The organism is Kitasatospora sp. NPDC054795 (genome assembly GCF_053611565.1).
Map to the genome: position 1 here is coordinate 16,912 of NZ_JBSHAP010000110.1, position 14,499 is coordinate 31,410.

The 14,499-nt window shown below is 75.1% G+C and carries 9 protein-coding genes; 5 read left to right on the forward strand and 4 right to left on the reverse strand.

Going from position 1 to position 14,499, the window contains the following annotated elements; all coding sequences use genetic code 11:
- Positions 1–73: 73 nt before the first annotated feature.
- Positions 74–1,423, reverse strand: coding sequence for an MFS transporter (locus ACWGJO_RS31380; protein WP_387691668.1), 1,350 nt, complete (start codon positions 1,421–1,423; stop codon positions 74–76).
- A 548-nt stretch (positions 1,424–1,971) separates the two neighbouring features.
- On the opposite strand from ACWGJO_RS31380, the gene ACWGJO_RS31385 reads away from it, so the two are divergent.
- Together ACWGJO_RS31385 and ACWGJO_RS31390 are read left to right on the forward strand one after the other, a co-directional pair.
- A complete protein-coding gene (locus tag ACWGJO_RS31385; RefSeq protein WP_359905871.1) occupies positions 1,972–2,853 on the forward strand; it encodes a DUF3027 domain-containing protein in 882 nt (293 codons plus the stop codon).
- Positions 2,854–3,081: 228 nt separating this feature from the next.
- Complete coding sequence (locus ACWGJO_RS31390) at positions 3,082–6,378, forward strand: sacsin N-terminal ATP-binding-like domain-containing protein (RefSeq protein ID WP_452188906.1); 3,297 nt, start codon at positions 3,082–3,084, stop codon at positions 6,376–6,378.
- 45 nt (positions 6,379–6,423) lie between these two features.
- Here ACWGJO_RS31390 and ACWGJO_RS31395 read toward each other — a convergent pair whose 3' ends face one another.
- Together ACWGJO_RS31395 and ACWGJO_RS31400 are read right to left on the reverse strand one after the other, a co-directional pair.
- Positions 6,424–8,883 carry a cation-translocating P-type ATPase gene (locus ACWGJO_RS31395; RefSeq protein WP_452188908.1) on the reverse strand — a complete coding sequence of 820 codons (2,460 nt, stop codon included), beginning with the start codon at positions 8,881–8,883 and terminating at the stop codon, positions 6,424–6,426.
- A gap of 52 nt (positions 8,884–8,935) precedes the next feature.
- A complete protein-coding gene (locus ACWGJO_RS31400; protein WP_452188910.1) occupies positions 8,936–9,262 on the reverse strand; it encodes a DUF2530 domain-containing protein in 327 nt (108 codons plus the stop codon).
- Between the two features lie 209 nt (positions 9,263–9,471).
- Between ACWGJO_RS31400 and ACWGJO_RS31405 the strand changes: the two genes are divergently transcribed.
- Positions 9,472–10,932 carry an NCS2 family permease gene (locus tag ACWGJO_RS31405; RefSeq protein ID WP_452188912.1) on the forward strand — a complete coding sequence of 487 codons (1,461 nt, stop codon included), beginning with the start codon at positions 9,472–9,474 and terminating at the stop codon, positions 10,930–10,932.
- A 77-nt stretch (positions 10,933–11,009) separates the two neighbouring features.
- Here the strand turns inward: ACWGJO_RS31405 and ACWGJO_RS31410 are convergent, their stop codons facing one another.
- Entirely contained in the window at positions 11,010–11,459 is a 450-nt protein-coding gene (locus tag ACWGJO_RS31410; protein WP_452188914.1) for a VOC family protein, read from the reverse strand.
- 131 nt (positions 11,460–11,590) lie between these two features.
- On the opposite strand from ACWGJO_RS31410, the gene ACWGJO_RS31415 reads away from it, so the two are divergent.
- Together ACWGJO_RS31415 and ACWGJO_RS31420 are read left to right on the forward strand one after the other, a co-directional pair.
- Positions 11,591–12,514: a DUF4231 domain-containing protein gene (locus ACWGJO_RS31415; RefSeq protein ID WP_452188916.1), complete on the forward strand. Its 924-nt coding sequence runs from the start codon at positions 11,591–11,593 to the stop codon at positions 12,512–12,514.
- 183 nt (positions 12,515–12,697) lie between these two features.
- On the forward strand, positions 12,698–14,416 hold the full coding sequence (locus ACWGJO_RS31420) for a hydrogenase maturation protein (protein WP_452188917.1): 1,719 nt from the start codon (positions 12,698–12,700) through the stop codon (positions 14,414–14,416).
- Positions 14,417–14,499 lie beyond the last annotated feature (83 nt).

Sequence of the window (14,499 nt, forward strand, 5' to 3'; positions counted from 1 at the left end):
GCGTCAGAATCTACCGGGCCCGGCCGATCACGCGACGCGGGGGTCGGCACCGCGTGTTGCCGCGCCGGTGCGGTCAGGCTACCCGGGGCGTCGCCGGGTGCCGCCGCGGCCCCACCCGCAGGAGTGAGCGCAGCGTCCACAGCAGCGCCAGGCCGACCACCCCGGCGGCGATCGACAGGCCCAGCTTCCCGTTCAGCGGCAGCAGGATGCCGACCGCGCCGCCCGCCACCCAGGACAGCTGCATCAGGGTCTCCGAACGGGCGAACGCCGAGGTCCGCACCGCCTCCGGGACATCCCGCTGGATCAGCGCGTCCAGGGCCAGCTTGCCCAGCGAGGCCGCCATCCCGGCCACCGCGGCGACCACGACCACCGTCACCACGCCGTACCAGAGCGCGGCCGCGGCCGTCGCGCAGGTCGCCAGCAGCAGCATCGCGCTGATGGTCTTCTCCGGGCCTCGGGTGCGCAGCCAGGAGCCGAGCACCGAGCCCAGCGCGTTGCCCGTCCCGGCGGCCAGCGCCACCAGGCCCAGCGCCACCGTCGGCTGCAGCCCGCCGATCGGCTCCTCCCGGAGCAGGAAGGCCAGGAACATCACCAGGAAGCCGACCAGCCACTTCATCGCCGACATCGCCCGCAGCGCCAGGATCACCGAGGGGCCGACCGTGCGCAGGGAGGCCTTGACCGGCGGCGGCCTGTGGTGGATCAGGTGCGAGCCCTCGCCGTGCACCTCGGCGTGCAGGACGGCGCGCTGCTCGCCCTTGGCGGAGTCCACCGCGGGCGGCAGGTGGAAGGCCATCAGGGTGCCGACCACGAACACCAGGAAGGCGCCGCGCAGCGGCCAGCCGGGCCCGACCAGGTGCAGCAGCCCGCCCACCCCGGCCGCCACGCCGGTGGCCAGCAGTCCGGCCAGGGTGACCCGGGAGTTCGCCTTCACCAGGGACAGCCGGCTCGGCAGCAGTCGCGGCACCACCACGCTGCGCACCACGCCGTACGCCTTGGACGCGACCAGCACGCCGAGCGCCTCCGGGTAGAGCGCGATGCCGCCGCCGACGATCACCCCGGCCATCGTCCAGGCCAGCACCGCCCGGGCCAGCATCGCCATCGCCATGGCCGCCCGGCGGCCGTGCGGCAGCCGGTCCAGCAGCGGGCCGATCACCGGGGCCAGCAGGGCGAACGGGGCCATCGTGATCAGCAGGTAGAGCGCGACCCGGCCGCGGGCCTCGCCGGTGGGCACCGAGAAGAAGATGGTGGACGCCAGCGCGACGGTGATCAGCATGTCGCCGAAGGAGTTGAGTGCGTGCAGCTCGATCAGCTTCGCGAGGCCGGACTCGCCCGCGCCCTCGGCGGCGGTGGCCCGGCGGATCCGGCGGCCGGTGCCGTGCACCACCTTGCCGGTGCGGGAGCCGGCGGCGGAGGCGGTGCGGATCAGGAAGTGCCGGCGGGGCTCGGGGGCCTCGTCCTCGGCCCCGTCCGGCCCCCGCGGGGCCCGGACGGGGCCGTCCGGCGCTTCGGCCCCGGAGGGGTCCACGGTGTCCGCGGGCGGCCCGGGGCCGTCCGCCGGCTGCGGTTCGTCCGCGCCGGGGACCGGGGGCTGCTGTCGCGGCACGGCGTCCGTAGGGTCGGGGCTGCCGGCCCGTGGGTCGCGCAGTGCGTGCTGCGACGGGTCGTGGTCCGCCACAAGCCCATCCTGCCCCAGAATCGCCGGGCCGACGCGGGAGCGGGCCCGGTTCGGCGCGGTCCCGGAAGGGTCGGGTCCGCCCCGGACTGTGCTGGGGCGCCGACCGACGGGTAGCCTGCCCAAGGTCGACCCGCCGACCCGCCGGGGCGCCGGCAGGCCGGTCGAGCGGCGCGGCCGGTACCCGAGGGGGCTCCCGGTCACGCAGAATGGACGAGGGACACCGAGCCGCGACGGAACAGGCAACACGCCGTGGGCGACAGAAGAACTGGGAGAGAATCGACGCCGTGAGTGCTGCGATGCGAAGCCGTACCCCCGACCGGCTCTGTGCCGAGGCCGTCGAACTCGCCCGTCAGGCCGCCGAGGAGGCCGTCGGTGCGGAGGCCGTCGGGCTGCACCTGGGTGTCCAGGCGGACGCCGACCGCGTCGTCACCCACACCTTCGAGTGCCTCGACGCGGCCTACCGCGGCTGGCACTGGGCGGTCACCGTCGCCCGTGCGCCGCGTGCCAAGAACGTGACGCTGGACGAGGTCGTGCTGCTGCCCGGCCCCGACGCGGTGCTCGCGCCCCAGTGGGTGCCGTGGAGCGACCGGCTGCGCCCGGGCGACATGGGCCCGGGCGACCTGCTGCCCACCGGCGCCGACGACCTGCGGCTGGAGCCCGGCTGGACCGGCGAGGACGAGCCCGCGCCGAACTCCGCGGTCGCCCTGGCGCAGGACGAGGACCTGGTCGTCACCGACCCGCACGTCCAGCCCGCCCCGGCCCGCGCCCGGATCGACGCCGTCGCCGAGGAGCTGGGCCTCGGCCGCAGCCGGGTGCTGTCCCGGCTCGGCCTGCACCTGGCCGCCGAGCGCTGGGAGAAGTCCCACGGCTCGCAGACCCCGATGGCGCAGGCCGCCCCGGCCTCGTGCGCGAGCTGCGGCTTCCTGGTCCCGATCGGCGGCTCGCTCGGACAGGCCTTCGGCGTGTGCGGCAACGAGTTCGGCCCGGCCGACGGCCAGATCGTCTCCTTCGCGTACGGCTGCGGCGGGCACTCCGAGGCGGCCGTCATCCCGGCCCCGCCGGCGCCGTCCGAGCTGATCCTGGACGAGCTGGTGGTCGAGCCGCTCCCGCTGCACCCCGACCGTGCCTCCGGCTCGGTCGAACCCGACGCCCCGGCCGAGGAGCTCGGCCACTCCTGAGCCGGGCGCGCGCCCAGGCTCCAGCGGCCCGCCCGGTCAACGACCGGTGCGGGCCGCGGTGCTTTCCGGACGGCGGACGGCGGGTGCCGGGCGGGCGGCGGAAAGGCCGTCAGGTCCGACGTCGGCGCCGTCCCCGGCCCGCCGGCGGCGGGCCCGTGGTCGGGAGCAGTCAGTGGGGCAGGGAAGAATGCCCTACGACGAACAGGGCAGCGGAAGGCGGCAGGTCCAGTGGAACCTCGGATCATCGGCAGCGGCACGGACGAGCACCTCGCGGACCCCTTCGGCAGCGCCGCGCTGCGCCGACGGGTGCTGGCCGCCTGGGCCGCCTCGCCGGCCCGGTTCCGGGAGGACGCCAACGCGGAGGAGGAGCTGGCGCTCGGCGGCTACCGGGACCGCCTGGTGGTCGAGTTGGCGCAGAACGCGGCCGACGCGGCGGTCCGGGCCGGGCACGGCCCCGGCCGGCTGCGGCTGACCCTCGCCGACGGCGTGCTCGCCGCCGCCAACACCGGCGCCCCGCTGGACGAGGCCGCCGTCGAGTCGCTGTCCACCCTGCGCGCCTCCTCCAAGCGCGGTGAGACGCCCGCCGTCGGCCGGTTCGGGGTCGGCTTCGCCGCCGTCCTCGCGGTCACCGACGAGCCCGCCGTGCTGAGCGCGACCGGCGGGGTGCGCTGGTCGCTCGGCGAGGCGCGGGCGCTGGCCGCGGCCCAGCCCGAGCTGGCCGACGAACTGCGCCGCCGGGACGGCCACGTGCCGCTGCTGCGGCTGCCGTTCGCGGCCGAGGGCCCGGCCCCGGCGGGCTACGACACGGTGGTGGTGCTGCCGCTGCGGGACGCCGCCGCCGAGGACCTGACCCGCCGTCTGCTGGCCGGGATCGACGACGCGCTGCTGCTCACGCTGCCCGGCCTGCGCGAGGTCGTGGTGGAGACCCCGGACGGCACCCGGACGCTCACCCGGGACGCCGCGGAGACCCGCCCGGACGGGGTCACCGAGGTCACCGTCACCGACGACGCGGGCGGCCGGCTGCGGCAGACGGTCTGGCAGACCGTCGGGGCCTCCGGCACGCTCTCGGCCGAGCTGCTGGGCGACCGGCCCACCGAGGAGCGCGCCCGCCCGTACTGGACGGTGACCTGGGCCGTCCCGATCGGCCCGGACGGCGTCCCGCAGCGGCCCAGGATCGCTTCCGTGCTGCACGCGCCCACCCCCAGCGACGAGCCGGTCGGTCTGCCCGCGCTGCTGATCGCCTCGTACCCGCTGGACTCCACCCGCCGGCACGTCGCCCCCGGCCCGCTGGCCGACTTCCTCACCGAGCGTGCCGCCGACAGCTACGCGGAGCTGCTGCGCGCCCGCGGCGCCGACCTCGGCTCGCTCGGCCTCGTCCCGGCCCCGCTCGGCCAGGGCGCGCTGGACAACGCGCTGCGCGCCGAGGTGCTCTCCCGGCTGCCCGGGACGCCGTTCCTGCCGCACCCGGCGCCGGTCGAGGAGGGCACGCCCGCGCTGCGGCCGCGGGACGCGACGCTGCTGGAGGGCGCGGACGGCTCGGTGGTCGAGGCGCTCTCGCCGATCTTCCCGGGGCTGCTTCCGGCCGGCCTGGAGCGGCGCACCGAGCTGCGGGTGCTGAACGTGCGCCGGGTGCCGCTGGCCGAGGTGGTGGACCAGCTCGGCGGGCTGGACCGCGAGCCCGCCTGGTGGCGCAACCTGTACGCGGCGCTGGGCGCGGCCGACCCGGAGGCGCTTGGTGCGCTGCCCGTCCCGCTCGCCGACGGGCGGACGGTCACCGGGCCGCGGCGCGTCCTGCTGCCCTCCGAGGACGCCGACTGGGCGGCCTTCCCCGGCTACCCCGAGTCGCTGGCGGGCGCGCTCGCCGCGCTCGACCTGCGCCTGGCCCACCCCGAGGCGGCCCACCCGCTGCTGGCCAAGCTCGGCGCCGGCACCGCCACCCCGGCCGGGGTGCTGGACACCCCCGAGGTGCGGGCCGCCGTCGCCCGCTCCTACGACCTGGCCGAGGACGACCTGGACGCGGCGCTCGAACTCGCCGACGCCGTCCTGGCCCTGGTGAAGGCCGCCGCCCCGGAGCCTGGCGCCCACCCCTGGCTGGCCCGGCTCGCGCTGCTCGACGACGAGGGCGAGCCCGCCCGGGCCGGCGAACTCGTGCTGCCCGGGAGCCCGTTCGCCGCGCTCGCCCGCGAGGAGGACGCCGGCTGGGTGGACGACGAGCTGCTGGAGCGCTGGGGGCCGGAGGTGCTGACCGCCGTCGGCGTGCTGGCCGACTTCGTGCTGGTGCGCGCCGAGGACGTGGTGCTCGACCCGGACGACCTGGAGCGGCTCGACCCCACCGTCCCGGCCGACCGCGCGGCCGGCGGCCATCCCACCGGCCTGCTGGACGAGGCGCCGGACGGGCTCGCCGAGTGGGCCGAGGACGCGCTGGAGGCGCTGCAGGCCGACGAGGCGGTCGGCGTCCCGCCGGTGGCCGCCGAGCTGCTGGCCGTGCGCGACCTCGACCTGGTGGACGACGACGCCTGGCCGGAGGCGCTCGCGGCGCTGGCCCGCCCGCCGTACCGGGACGCCGTGGTCGCCCCGGTGCGCACCCTGCTGCCGGACGGCTCGTACGCCGACCTGCCGCCGTACACCGCGTGGTGGCTGCGCGACCACCCGGTGCTGGCGGGCCGGGAGCCGGCCGGTCTGCGCGCCGCCGGGGCCGACCCGCTGCTGCGCGGCCTGTACGACGAGGCCCGCACCACCCTGGACGACCAGTTCCTGCACGCGCTCGGGGTGCGCACCACGCTGGCCGCGCTGCTCGCCGAGCCGCACGGGCCGGACGAGGTGCTGGACCGGATGACCGACCCGGAGGCCGAGGTCGGCCACCGTCAGCTGCACGGCATCCACACCGCGCTGGCCCGGGTGGACCGTGGGCGGATCGCGCCGCTGGACGTGGTGCGGGCGCTGCCGCCGCTGGACCCGGACACCGGGCGCCGGCCGGACCACACGGTGGTGGTGGACGCCACCGAGGCGGTCGTCGCCGACGCCCCCGACCTGGTCCAGCTGCTGCACCCGTACCCGCTGCTGCCGGTCGCCCCGGCGCTGGCCGCCGACCTCGCCGAGCGGCTGCACGTGTCGCTGGCCAGCGAGGTGGCGGGCGGCCGGGTGCTCTCCGAGGGCGTGCTGCACCGGGTCCCGGCGGTGGTGCGGGAACTGCTGCCCGGCTGCCCGGTCGCCTACGAGGAGCACGAGGAGCTGCTGGTCGTCGGGCCGGACGGCGGAGAGGCGGCGGTGGACTGGCGCTGGGACACCGGGGCGGACGCCCCGGAGCCGCCGTACGACCCGGAGCTGGCCGAGGCCGGCGACGAGGACGACGAGTTCGAGGTCCCGCCGGTGCCCGGTCTGCTGCACGCGGCCACTCCGGAGGGCCTGGCCGCCGGGCTGGCCTGGTCGGTCGGGCAGTGGCACCGCCGCTTCGAGGTGCTGGCCGCCCTCAGCGAGCCGGACCGCGCCTACGAGCTCTCGGCCGCCCGCGACTTCGAGGGCTGAGCGCTCCCTGCGGGCCCGCCCGGACCGGCGGGCCCGCGGGGCGGGTCACTCCGTGCCGCGGCGCTTCATGACGTGCCAGGTGATCTCCAGGGCGATGCCGCAGACCACCGCGATGGCGACGCCGATCAGCGGGTCGCGGAACCCGACCAGGGAGAGGTCGAAGAAGGACTTCAGCGGGGGCACCAGCAGCACCAGCGCGAAGGCGCCGCCCATGCTGGCGATCAGCAGCAGGCGCCACCAGTTGTACGGGCGGGCGACGATGGCGAGGACCCAGAGGGCGATCAGGAAGAGCGTCAGGGTGGCCACGCTGGTGTCGGCCTTGAGGTCGGTCGCGTGGTCGGCGCGGGCGAGCGAGTAGGCGACGAAGGTGCCGGTGCCGGCGATGACCCCGCCGGGGATCGCCAGCCGCAGCACGCGCTTCACGAAGCCGGTGCGGGCCCGTTCGTCGTTGGGGGCGAGCGCGAGGAAGAAGGCCGGGATGCCGATGGTCAGCGAGGACAGCACGGTGGAGTGCCGGGGCAGGAACGGGTACGGCGAATGGGTGAAGATCACCAGGAGCGCCAGCAGGACCGAGTAGACGGTCTTCACCAGGAAGAGTGAAGCGACCCGCTCGATGTTGCCGATCACCCGGCGGCCCTCGGCCACCACCGACGGCAGCGAGGCGAAGGAGTCGTTCAGCAGCACGATCTGGGCGACCGCCTTGGTGGCGTCGGAGCCGGTGCCCATCGCCACGCCGATGTCGGCGTCCTTGAGGGCGAGCACGTCGTTGACGCCGTCGCCGGTCATCGCCACGGTGTGGCCGCGGGACTGCAGCGCCCCGACCAGCTGGCGCTTCTGCTGCGGGGTGACCCGGCCGAAGACGCTGGTCCGGTCGGCGGTCTCGGCGAGCTCCTCCGGGTCGGCGGGCAGGGAGCGGGCGTCCAGCGGGTGGTCGGCGCCGGGCAGGCCCAGGTGGCCGGCCACCGCGCCGACCGAGACCGCCGCGTCGCCGGAGATGACCTTGGCCCGGACCCGCTGGCTCTCGAAGTAGCGCAGGGTCTCGGCGGCGTCCGAGCGCAGCCGCTGCTGGAGCACCACCAGGGCCAGCGGGGTGAGGTCGGCCGCCGGGTCGGGGGCGTCCAGCGGGACGGGCGTGCGGCCCAGCAGCAGCACCCGCAGGCCCCGGGCGCCCAGCTCGTCCACCTCGGCCAGCGCCGGGTGTCCGGCGGGCAGCAGCACGTCGGGCGCGCCGAGCAGCCAGCTGGCCTCGCCGCCCTGCGGCTCCAGCAGCTGCACGCCGCTCCACTTGCGGGCGGAGGAGAAGGGCATCGCCTCGATCACCCGCCAGCCGTCGTGGCCGGAGCGGGCGCCGTCGTCGCCGCGCCCGTACGCGTCGATGACCGCCTGCATGGACGGGTTGGGGCGGGCGTCGGCGCCCGCCATCACGGCCAGGGCGTGCTTGACCGTCTCCGGGGCGACGGCGCCGGGCTCCCCGTCGGAGAGCACCCGCAGGTCGATCACGTCCATGCCGCCCTCGGTGAGGGTGCCGGTCTTGTCCAGGCAGACGGTGTCCACCCGGGCCAGGCCCTCGATCGCCGGGAGCTCCTGGACCAGGCACTGCTTGCGGCCGAGCCGGACCACGCCGATCGCGAAGGCGACCGAGGTCAGCAGCACCAGCCCCTCGGGGACCATCGGCACGATGCCGGCCACCATGCGCCGTACGGCCTCCTGCCAGTCGCGGCCCTCGACGGCCAGCTGGCTGATGATCAGGCCGAGGGCGGTGGGGATCAGCAGGTAGGTGATGATCCGCAGGATGCTGTCGATGCCGGAGCGCAGCTCCGACTTCACCAGGGTGAACTTGCTGGCCTCCTCGGCGAGCTGGGCCGCGTAGGCCTCGCGGCCGACCTTGGTGGCGGTGAACGCGCCGGCACCGGCCACCACGAAGCTGCCGGACATCACCTGGGCGCCGGGCTGCTTGAGGACCGGATCGGGTTCGCCGGTGAGCAGCGACTCGTCGACCTCCAGGCCGTCCGCCTCGGTGACCTCGCCGTCCACGATCACCTTGTCGCCGATGCCGAGCAGCACGGTGTCGTCGAGGACGATCTCGGAGACGCCGATCTGCTGGACGGCGCCGTCCCGGCGGACCTGCGGTCGGGCCTCACCGATCAGGGCCAGGCTGTCCAGGGTCTTCTTGGCGCGCAGCTCCTGGATGATGCCGATCGCCGTGTTGGCCACGATGACCAGGCCGAACAGGCCGTCCTGGATCGGACCGACGATCAGGATGATCCCGAACATCACGCCGATGATCGCGTTGAAGCGGGTGAAGACGTTGGCCCGGACGATCTCCCGGGTGGACCGGCTGGACCGTACGGGGACGTCGTTGACCTGACCCTTCGCGACCCGCTCGGCCACCTCGGAGGCCGTCAGGCCGCCGCGTCTGCCGGGCAGCAGGCCGAGGGGGTGCGCTCCGTCCGGGCGGTCTTCGTCGGTCGGCCGCTCTTCCGCTGGCTGGGCAGGCTGCGTCATGGCACCGACTCTACGGGCGCCTTATGTCCGGTGCGTGCTGCTAAAGGACCATTCAGTCCGACCGGGTGGCCGGATCCTGGCCGTCGTCCCCGGTCGCCCGTTCGGCCGTGTGCCCCGGCGCCGGTCCGGCCGCCTCGGCGGCGCGGCTGCGGGCGATCGCGTCCCGCCGGGCGCGGCAGTACCAGAGGCCGATCAGGCCGAGCAGGCCGCCGGAGAGGCAGATCCAGGGCCAGGTGCCGTGGCCGTGCGCGGAGAGGCTGTCCTGGAAGGGGAGCAGGGCGAGGAAGGCGATGAACCACAGCACCGTGCCGCCGCCGACGATGGCGACGTCGTTGGCCTCCAGCGGAGGGGGCGAGGGGTGCAGCGGCGTCTTGGGCATGGGGTCTAGCGTACGGTGCGGTGGGGCGGCTGCGCGGGTGCCGGGCCCCCCGCGGGCCCCCTGCAGGCGCCCCGCAGGCCCCCCGCAGGCTCTACGCGCGAAGATAGCGCGTGTGCGATCGGGAAACCATACTTAAAGATCTGCGCCCGGCCACCGTCGCCCCGGGCGTCCCCCACCCCCTCCTCAGCTCCCCCACAGAGGACGCACGCATGCCTGTGGTCCAGCCGACCACCGAGTCGCCCGAACCCGCCGACGCCGCGCCGAAGCCCCCCACGAGCGCCGTCGACCGCTTCTTCCGGATCAGCGAGCGAGGCTCCACCCTGCCGCGCGAGATCCGCGGTGGTGTCGCCACCTTCTTCACCATGGCGTACATCCTGGTGCTGAACCCGATCATCCTGGCCAGCGGCACCGACGTCACCGGGGCCCACCTGGACAGCGGCCAGCTGGTCACCGCCACCGCCCTCACCGCGGGTCTCACCACCCTGCTGATGGGCGTCATCGGCAACGTCCCGATCGGCCTGGCCGCCGGCCTCGGCGTCAACACGATCGTGGCGCTCCAGCTCGCTCCCAGGATGACCTGGCCGGACGCCATGGGCATGGTCGTGCTGGCCGGTTTCGCGATCATGCTGCTGGTCGCCACCGGTCTGCGCGAGCGCGTCATGAACGCCGTCCCGCTCGGCCTGCGCAAGGCCATCGCGATCGGTATCGGTCTGTTCATCAGCCTGGTCGGCCTGGTCGACTCAGGCTTCGTCAGCCGCGTCCCGGACGCCGCCCACACCACCGTCCCGCTCCAGCTCGGCGGCAACGGGCACCTGCTCGGCTTCCCGGTGCTGATCTTCGTGGTCGGCCTGCTGCTCACCCTGGTCCTGCTGATCCGCAAGGTGCCCGGCGCCATCCTGATCAGCATCGCGGTCTCCACCGCGCTCGCCGCGGTCATCGACAAGGTGGCCGACGTCCCGGCGGCCAAGTGGGGCCTCACCGTCCCGACCTGGCCGGGCAACCCGGTCTCCGCGCCGGACTTCGGACTGGTCGGCAAGGTCAGCCTGTTCGGCGGCTTCGAGAAGGTCGGCGTGCTGACCGGCCTGCTCTTCGTCTTCACCGTGCTGATGTCCTGCTTCTTCGACGCGATGGGCACCATCCTCGGCGTGGCCGACGAGGCCCACCTGCTGGACGAGAAGGGCGACCTGCCCGGCATCAACAAGGTCCTGATGGTCGACGGCATCGCCACCGCGGCCGGCGGCGCCACCTCGGCCTCCGCCAACACCTGCTTCGTCGAGTCCACCGCCGGCGTCGGCGAGGGCGCCCGGACCGGCTTCGCCTCGATCGTCACCGGCCTGCTCTTCGTGGTGGCGCTCTTCCTCACCCCGCTCGCCACCATGGTCCCGGCCCAGGCCGCCACCCCGGCCCTGGTCACCGTCGGCTTCCTGATCCTGGCCAACTCGATCAAGGCGATCGACTGGGCCGACTACACGATCGCGATCCCGGCCTTCGTGACCATCGTGATGATGCCGTTCACCTACAGCATCACCAACGGCATCGGCATGGGCTTCATCGTCTTCTGCGTGATGCGCCTGGCCGCCGGCCGCGGCCGCGAGGTGCCCGTCCCGATGTACGCGGTGGCGACGGTGTTCGCCTTCTACTACCTGATGCCGGCCTTCGGCCTGCTCTGACGCCGTACGCCGACCGAGCCCCGTCCCCCCGGTTCCGGGAGGGCGGGGCTCCGGCGTTCCCGCGGGCGGCCGTCCGGTCAGTGGACGCAGAACTCGTTGCCCTCCGGGTCCTGTATGACGGTCCAGGCGCCGCCGGGTTCCTCGACGTGCCGCAGGACGGTGGCGCCGAGGGATCCGAGGCGGGCGACGGTGGCCTCGCGCCCGCCCGGGCCGGGGTGGACGTCGAGGTGCAGGCGGTTCTTGCCCCGCTTGGGCTCGGGGACGGCCTGGAACAGGACACGGCGGCCGAGGCCGGTGTCCGAGGCCGGATCGAACGGGTCCTCGGGGTGGCGGACGGCGGCCAGGGAGCGCCAGGCCGGGCGGCCGTCCAGCTCGGTGAGGTCCTCCGGGCCGACCGCGCCGGCGGCGAGCAGCCGGGTGATCAGCGCGCCGTGGTCCTCCTGCCTGTACTCCAGGGCGGCGGCCCAGAAGGCGGCCTGGCGGTGCGGATCGGCGCAGTCGATGACGAGCTTCCAGTGCAGCGGCATGTAACCGTTTTTACCGGTTACCGGGAGGGCGGGCAATGGCCGGCCGTCAGAAGTTGTCAAAAAGGCACTCGTGTAGGCGAGTTGGCGGTGGGAATACTGCCTGGACGGAGAAGGGGGAGGGGACTCGACCGATGGTGCAACAGGATCCGCCGGGGGGCGTCGAGGCACAGCTGCTGCCGGAGCTGTTCTGGACGACGGACAAGGCCTCGCTGGACGGCCAGCGCGAGACGCTGCGCTGGTACCGCGGGCTGATCGCGATGCTGGTGGTCGCCGCGGTGATCGGGTCGTTCCCGGGCCCGGACGACAAGGGCGACTTCGACGTCTGGCCGCTGTTCTCGGTCGCCGCCTTCCTGGTGGCCGGCTACTTCTGGTCCCGGCTGCGCCGCAGCAACCCGCAGGGCCGCTGGTACCAGGCCCGGGCGGCGGCCGAGTCGGTCAAGACGCTGGCCTGGAAGTACACCGTCCGGGCCTGGCCGTTCGACGGCCCGGCCGAGTCCGCGGACGTCGACCGCGGCTACCTGCTCCAGGTCGAGGACGTGCTGCGGGCCTTCGAGGACCCGGAGATCGTGCCGCCCGGCAGCGTCGCCGAGATCACCCCGGAGATGCGCCGCCGGCGCGCCGAGAGCCTGACCGCGCGGCGCACCCTCTACCTGCGCACCCGGGTCGAGGGCCAGCGCACCTGGTACCGCTCCCGGGCCGAGGCCTGCGACTCGCAGGCGGTCTCCTGGGGGCTCGGCGTCGCGGTGCTGATCATCGTCGGTGCCGCGGCGGCCGTCGCCCAGGCCACCGGCGCGCTGCCGGTGCACCTGTTCGGGGCCACCTCGGCCGCGGCCGCGGCGATCATCGCCTGGACGCAGCTCAAGCAGCTCGGCCCGCTGGCCGCCGCCTACCAACTGGCCGCGCGCGAGCTGGAGAACGTCGGCAACCAGCTGTCCGACCTCGACCTCCGGGCGCCGGACGCCGAGGCGGGCTGGGCCCGGCTGGCCGCCGAGGCCGAGGACGCGGTCTCCCGGGAGCACACCACCTGGCGGGCCCGCAGGGCGTTCCCGCGCTGAGCCGGGCCGGGCGGGGAAGAGTACTCGACCGGAGCGGGGACTTGGGGAGATCCGGCGAAACGCGGGGCGCAGGTGTGCGGGGTGCGTGAGGGTAGAGCGCCCAGGTACGGACCGTAATCATTACGTGTCCATGCCCTGGTTTCATCGCCTGCGCGCGACCCCAGTTCCCGCCGGAGGCCCTCCTTGCGCATTCTCCTGATCGCCAGCGCGTTCAACAGCCTGACCCAGCGCGTCCACACCGCCCTGCGCGAGCGCGGCCACCAGGTCGCCGTCCAACTCGCCCTCGACGACGAGCGGATGAGGGCGGCGGTGGCCCGCACCGACCCCGAGCTGATCATCTGCCCGATGCTCACCAAGGCCGTCCCGCAGGCCATCTGGTCCACCCGGACCGTCCTGATCGTGCACCCGGGCCCCAAGGGCGACCGCGGCCCCTCCTCGCTCGACCGGGCGATCACCGAGGGGGTGGAGCGCTGGGGCGTCACCGTGCTGCAGGCCGTCGCGGAGATGGACGCCGGCGACATCTGGGCGTCCGTCGAGTTCCCCGTCCCCGCCTGCGGCAAGAGCGAGTTGTACCGGGGCGAGCTCGCCGACGCCGCCGCCGAGGCCGTCCTGCTGGCCGTCCAGCGGTACGAGGGCGGGCTGTTCACCCCCGAGCCGCTGGACTACGCCCGGCCGGACGTGCACGGCGAAGCGCGTCCCTTCCTGCGCCAGGAGGAACGCCGGATCGACTGGGAGCGGGACGGCACCGCCACCGTGCTGCGCAGGCTGCGCGCCGCCGACTCCCAGCCCGGCGTCCTGGACGAGCTGTACGGACGGGAGTTCTTCCTGCACGGCGGCCACCCCGAGGACGAACTGCGCGGCCCGGTGCCCGGCGCCGTGCTGGCCACCCGGGACGGCGCGATCTGCCGGGCCACCGTGGACGGCGCGGTGTGGATACCGCAGCTGCGCCCGCGCCGCACCCCCGGCGGGCCGGTCACCTTCAAGCTGCCGGCCGCCACGGTGCTCGCCGACGAGCTGTACCGGGTCCGCGAGGTGCCGGTGAGCCCGGAGCGGGCGGGCGGCCGGGACACCTGGTCGGAGCTGCGCTACCGCGAGGAGGGCGAGGTCGGTTTCCTCGAATTCGCCCACGCGGGCGGGGCGATGAGCACCGAGCAGTGCCGCCGGCTGCTCACCGCCTACCGGGAGGCGGCCGACCGGCCGACCTCGGTGCTGGTGCTCGGCGCGCCCCGGGACTTCTACTCCAACGGGATCCAGCTCAACGTCATCCAGGGCGCGGCCTTCCCGGCGCTGGAGTCCTGGGAGAACATCAACGCGATGGACGACTTCGTCGAGGCGGTGCTGACCACGACGGACAAGGTGACGGTGGCGGCGCTGGCCGGGAACGCGGCCGCCGGCGGGCTGATGGCGGCGCTGGCCGCCGACGAGGTGTGGTGCCGGGAGTCGGCGGTGCTCAACCCGCACTACCGGCTGATGGGCCTGTACGGCTCCGAGTACTGGACGTACACCCTGCCCCGCCGGGTCGGCGCCGAGCAGGCCGAGCGGCTCACCGCCGAGGCGCTGCCGGTCGGCGCCGACCACGCCCGCCGGATCGGCCTGGTGGACCGCACGGTCGGCGGGGACGCGGCCGGGTTCCGCCGCTGGGTGGCGCGCGAGGCGGCCCGGATCGCCGCCGCGCCGGATCTCACCGGGCGGCTGGTGGACAAGAAGCGCCGCCGGGCGGCCGACGAGGAGGCCAAGCCGCTGGCCGAGTACCGGGCGGAGGAACTGCGCCGGATGCACGCCAACTTCTACCGGGCGGGCGAGCCGTACCACGCGCTGCGGCGGGACTTCGTGCACAAGGTCTGCCCGGTGGCCACGCCGGAGCACGTGGCGGGGCTGCTCGGGCGGCCCGGACAGCCGTAACGGCCGGCCCGGGCCCCGGCGGGGCCCTTCGGACAGCGGGAGCGGGGACGGGCGGCGCCCGGCCGGGGTGGGGGGCCCGGCCG

What these genes read in the sequence shown, in the direction of transcription:
- ACWGJO_RS31385 (WP_359905871.1), top strand. Translation starts at nt 1,972, where the DNA reads ATGCGAAGCCGTACCCCCGACCGGCTCTGTGCCGAGGCCGTCGAACTC.
- ACWGJO_RS31395 (WP_452188908.1), bottom strand. Translation starts at nt 8,883, where the DNA reads ATGACGCAGCCTGCCCAGCCAGCGGAAGAGCGGCCGACCGACGAAGAC.
- ACWGJO_RS31400 (WP_452188910.1), bottom strand. Translation starts at nt 9,262, where the DNA reads ATGCCCAAGACGCCGCTGCACCCCTCGCCCCCTCCGCTGGAGGCCAAC.
- ACWGJO_RS31405 (WP_452188912.1), top strand. Translation starts at nt 9,472, where the DNA reads ATGCCTGTGGTCCAGCCGACCACCGAGTCGCCCGAACCCGCCGACGCC.
- ACWGJO_RS31410 (WP_452188914.1), bottom strand. Translation starts at nt 11,459, where the DNA reads ATGCCGCTGCACTGGAAGCTCGTCATCGACTGCGCCGATCCGCACCGC.
- ACWGJO_RS31415 (WP_452188916.1), top strand. Translation starts at nt 11,591, where the DNA reads ATGGTGCAACAGGATCCGCCGGGGGGCGTCGAGGCACAGCTGCTGCCG.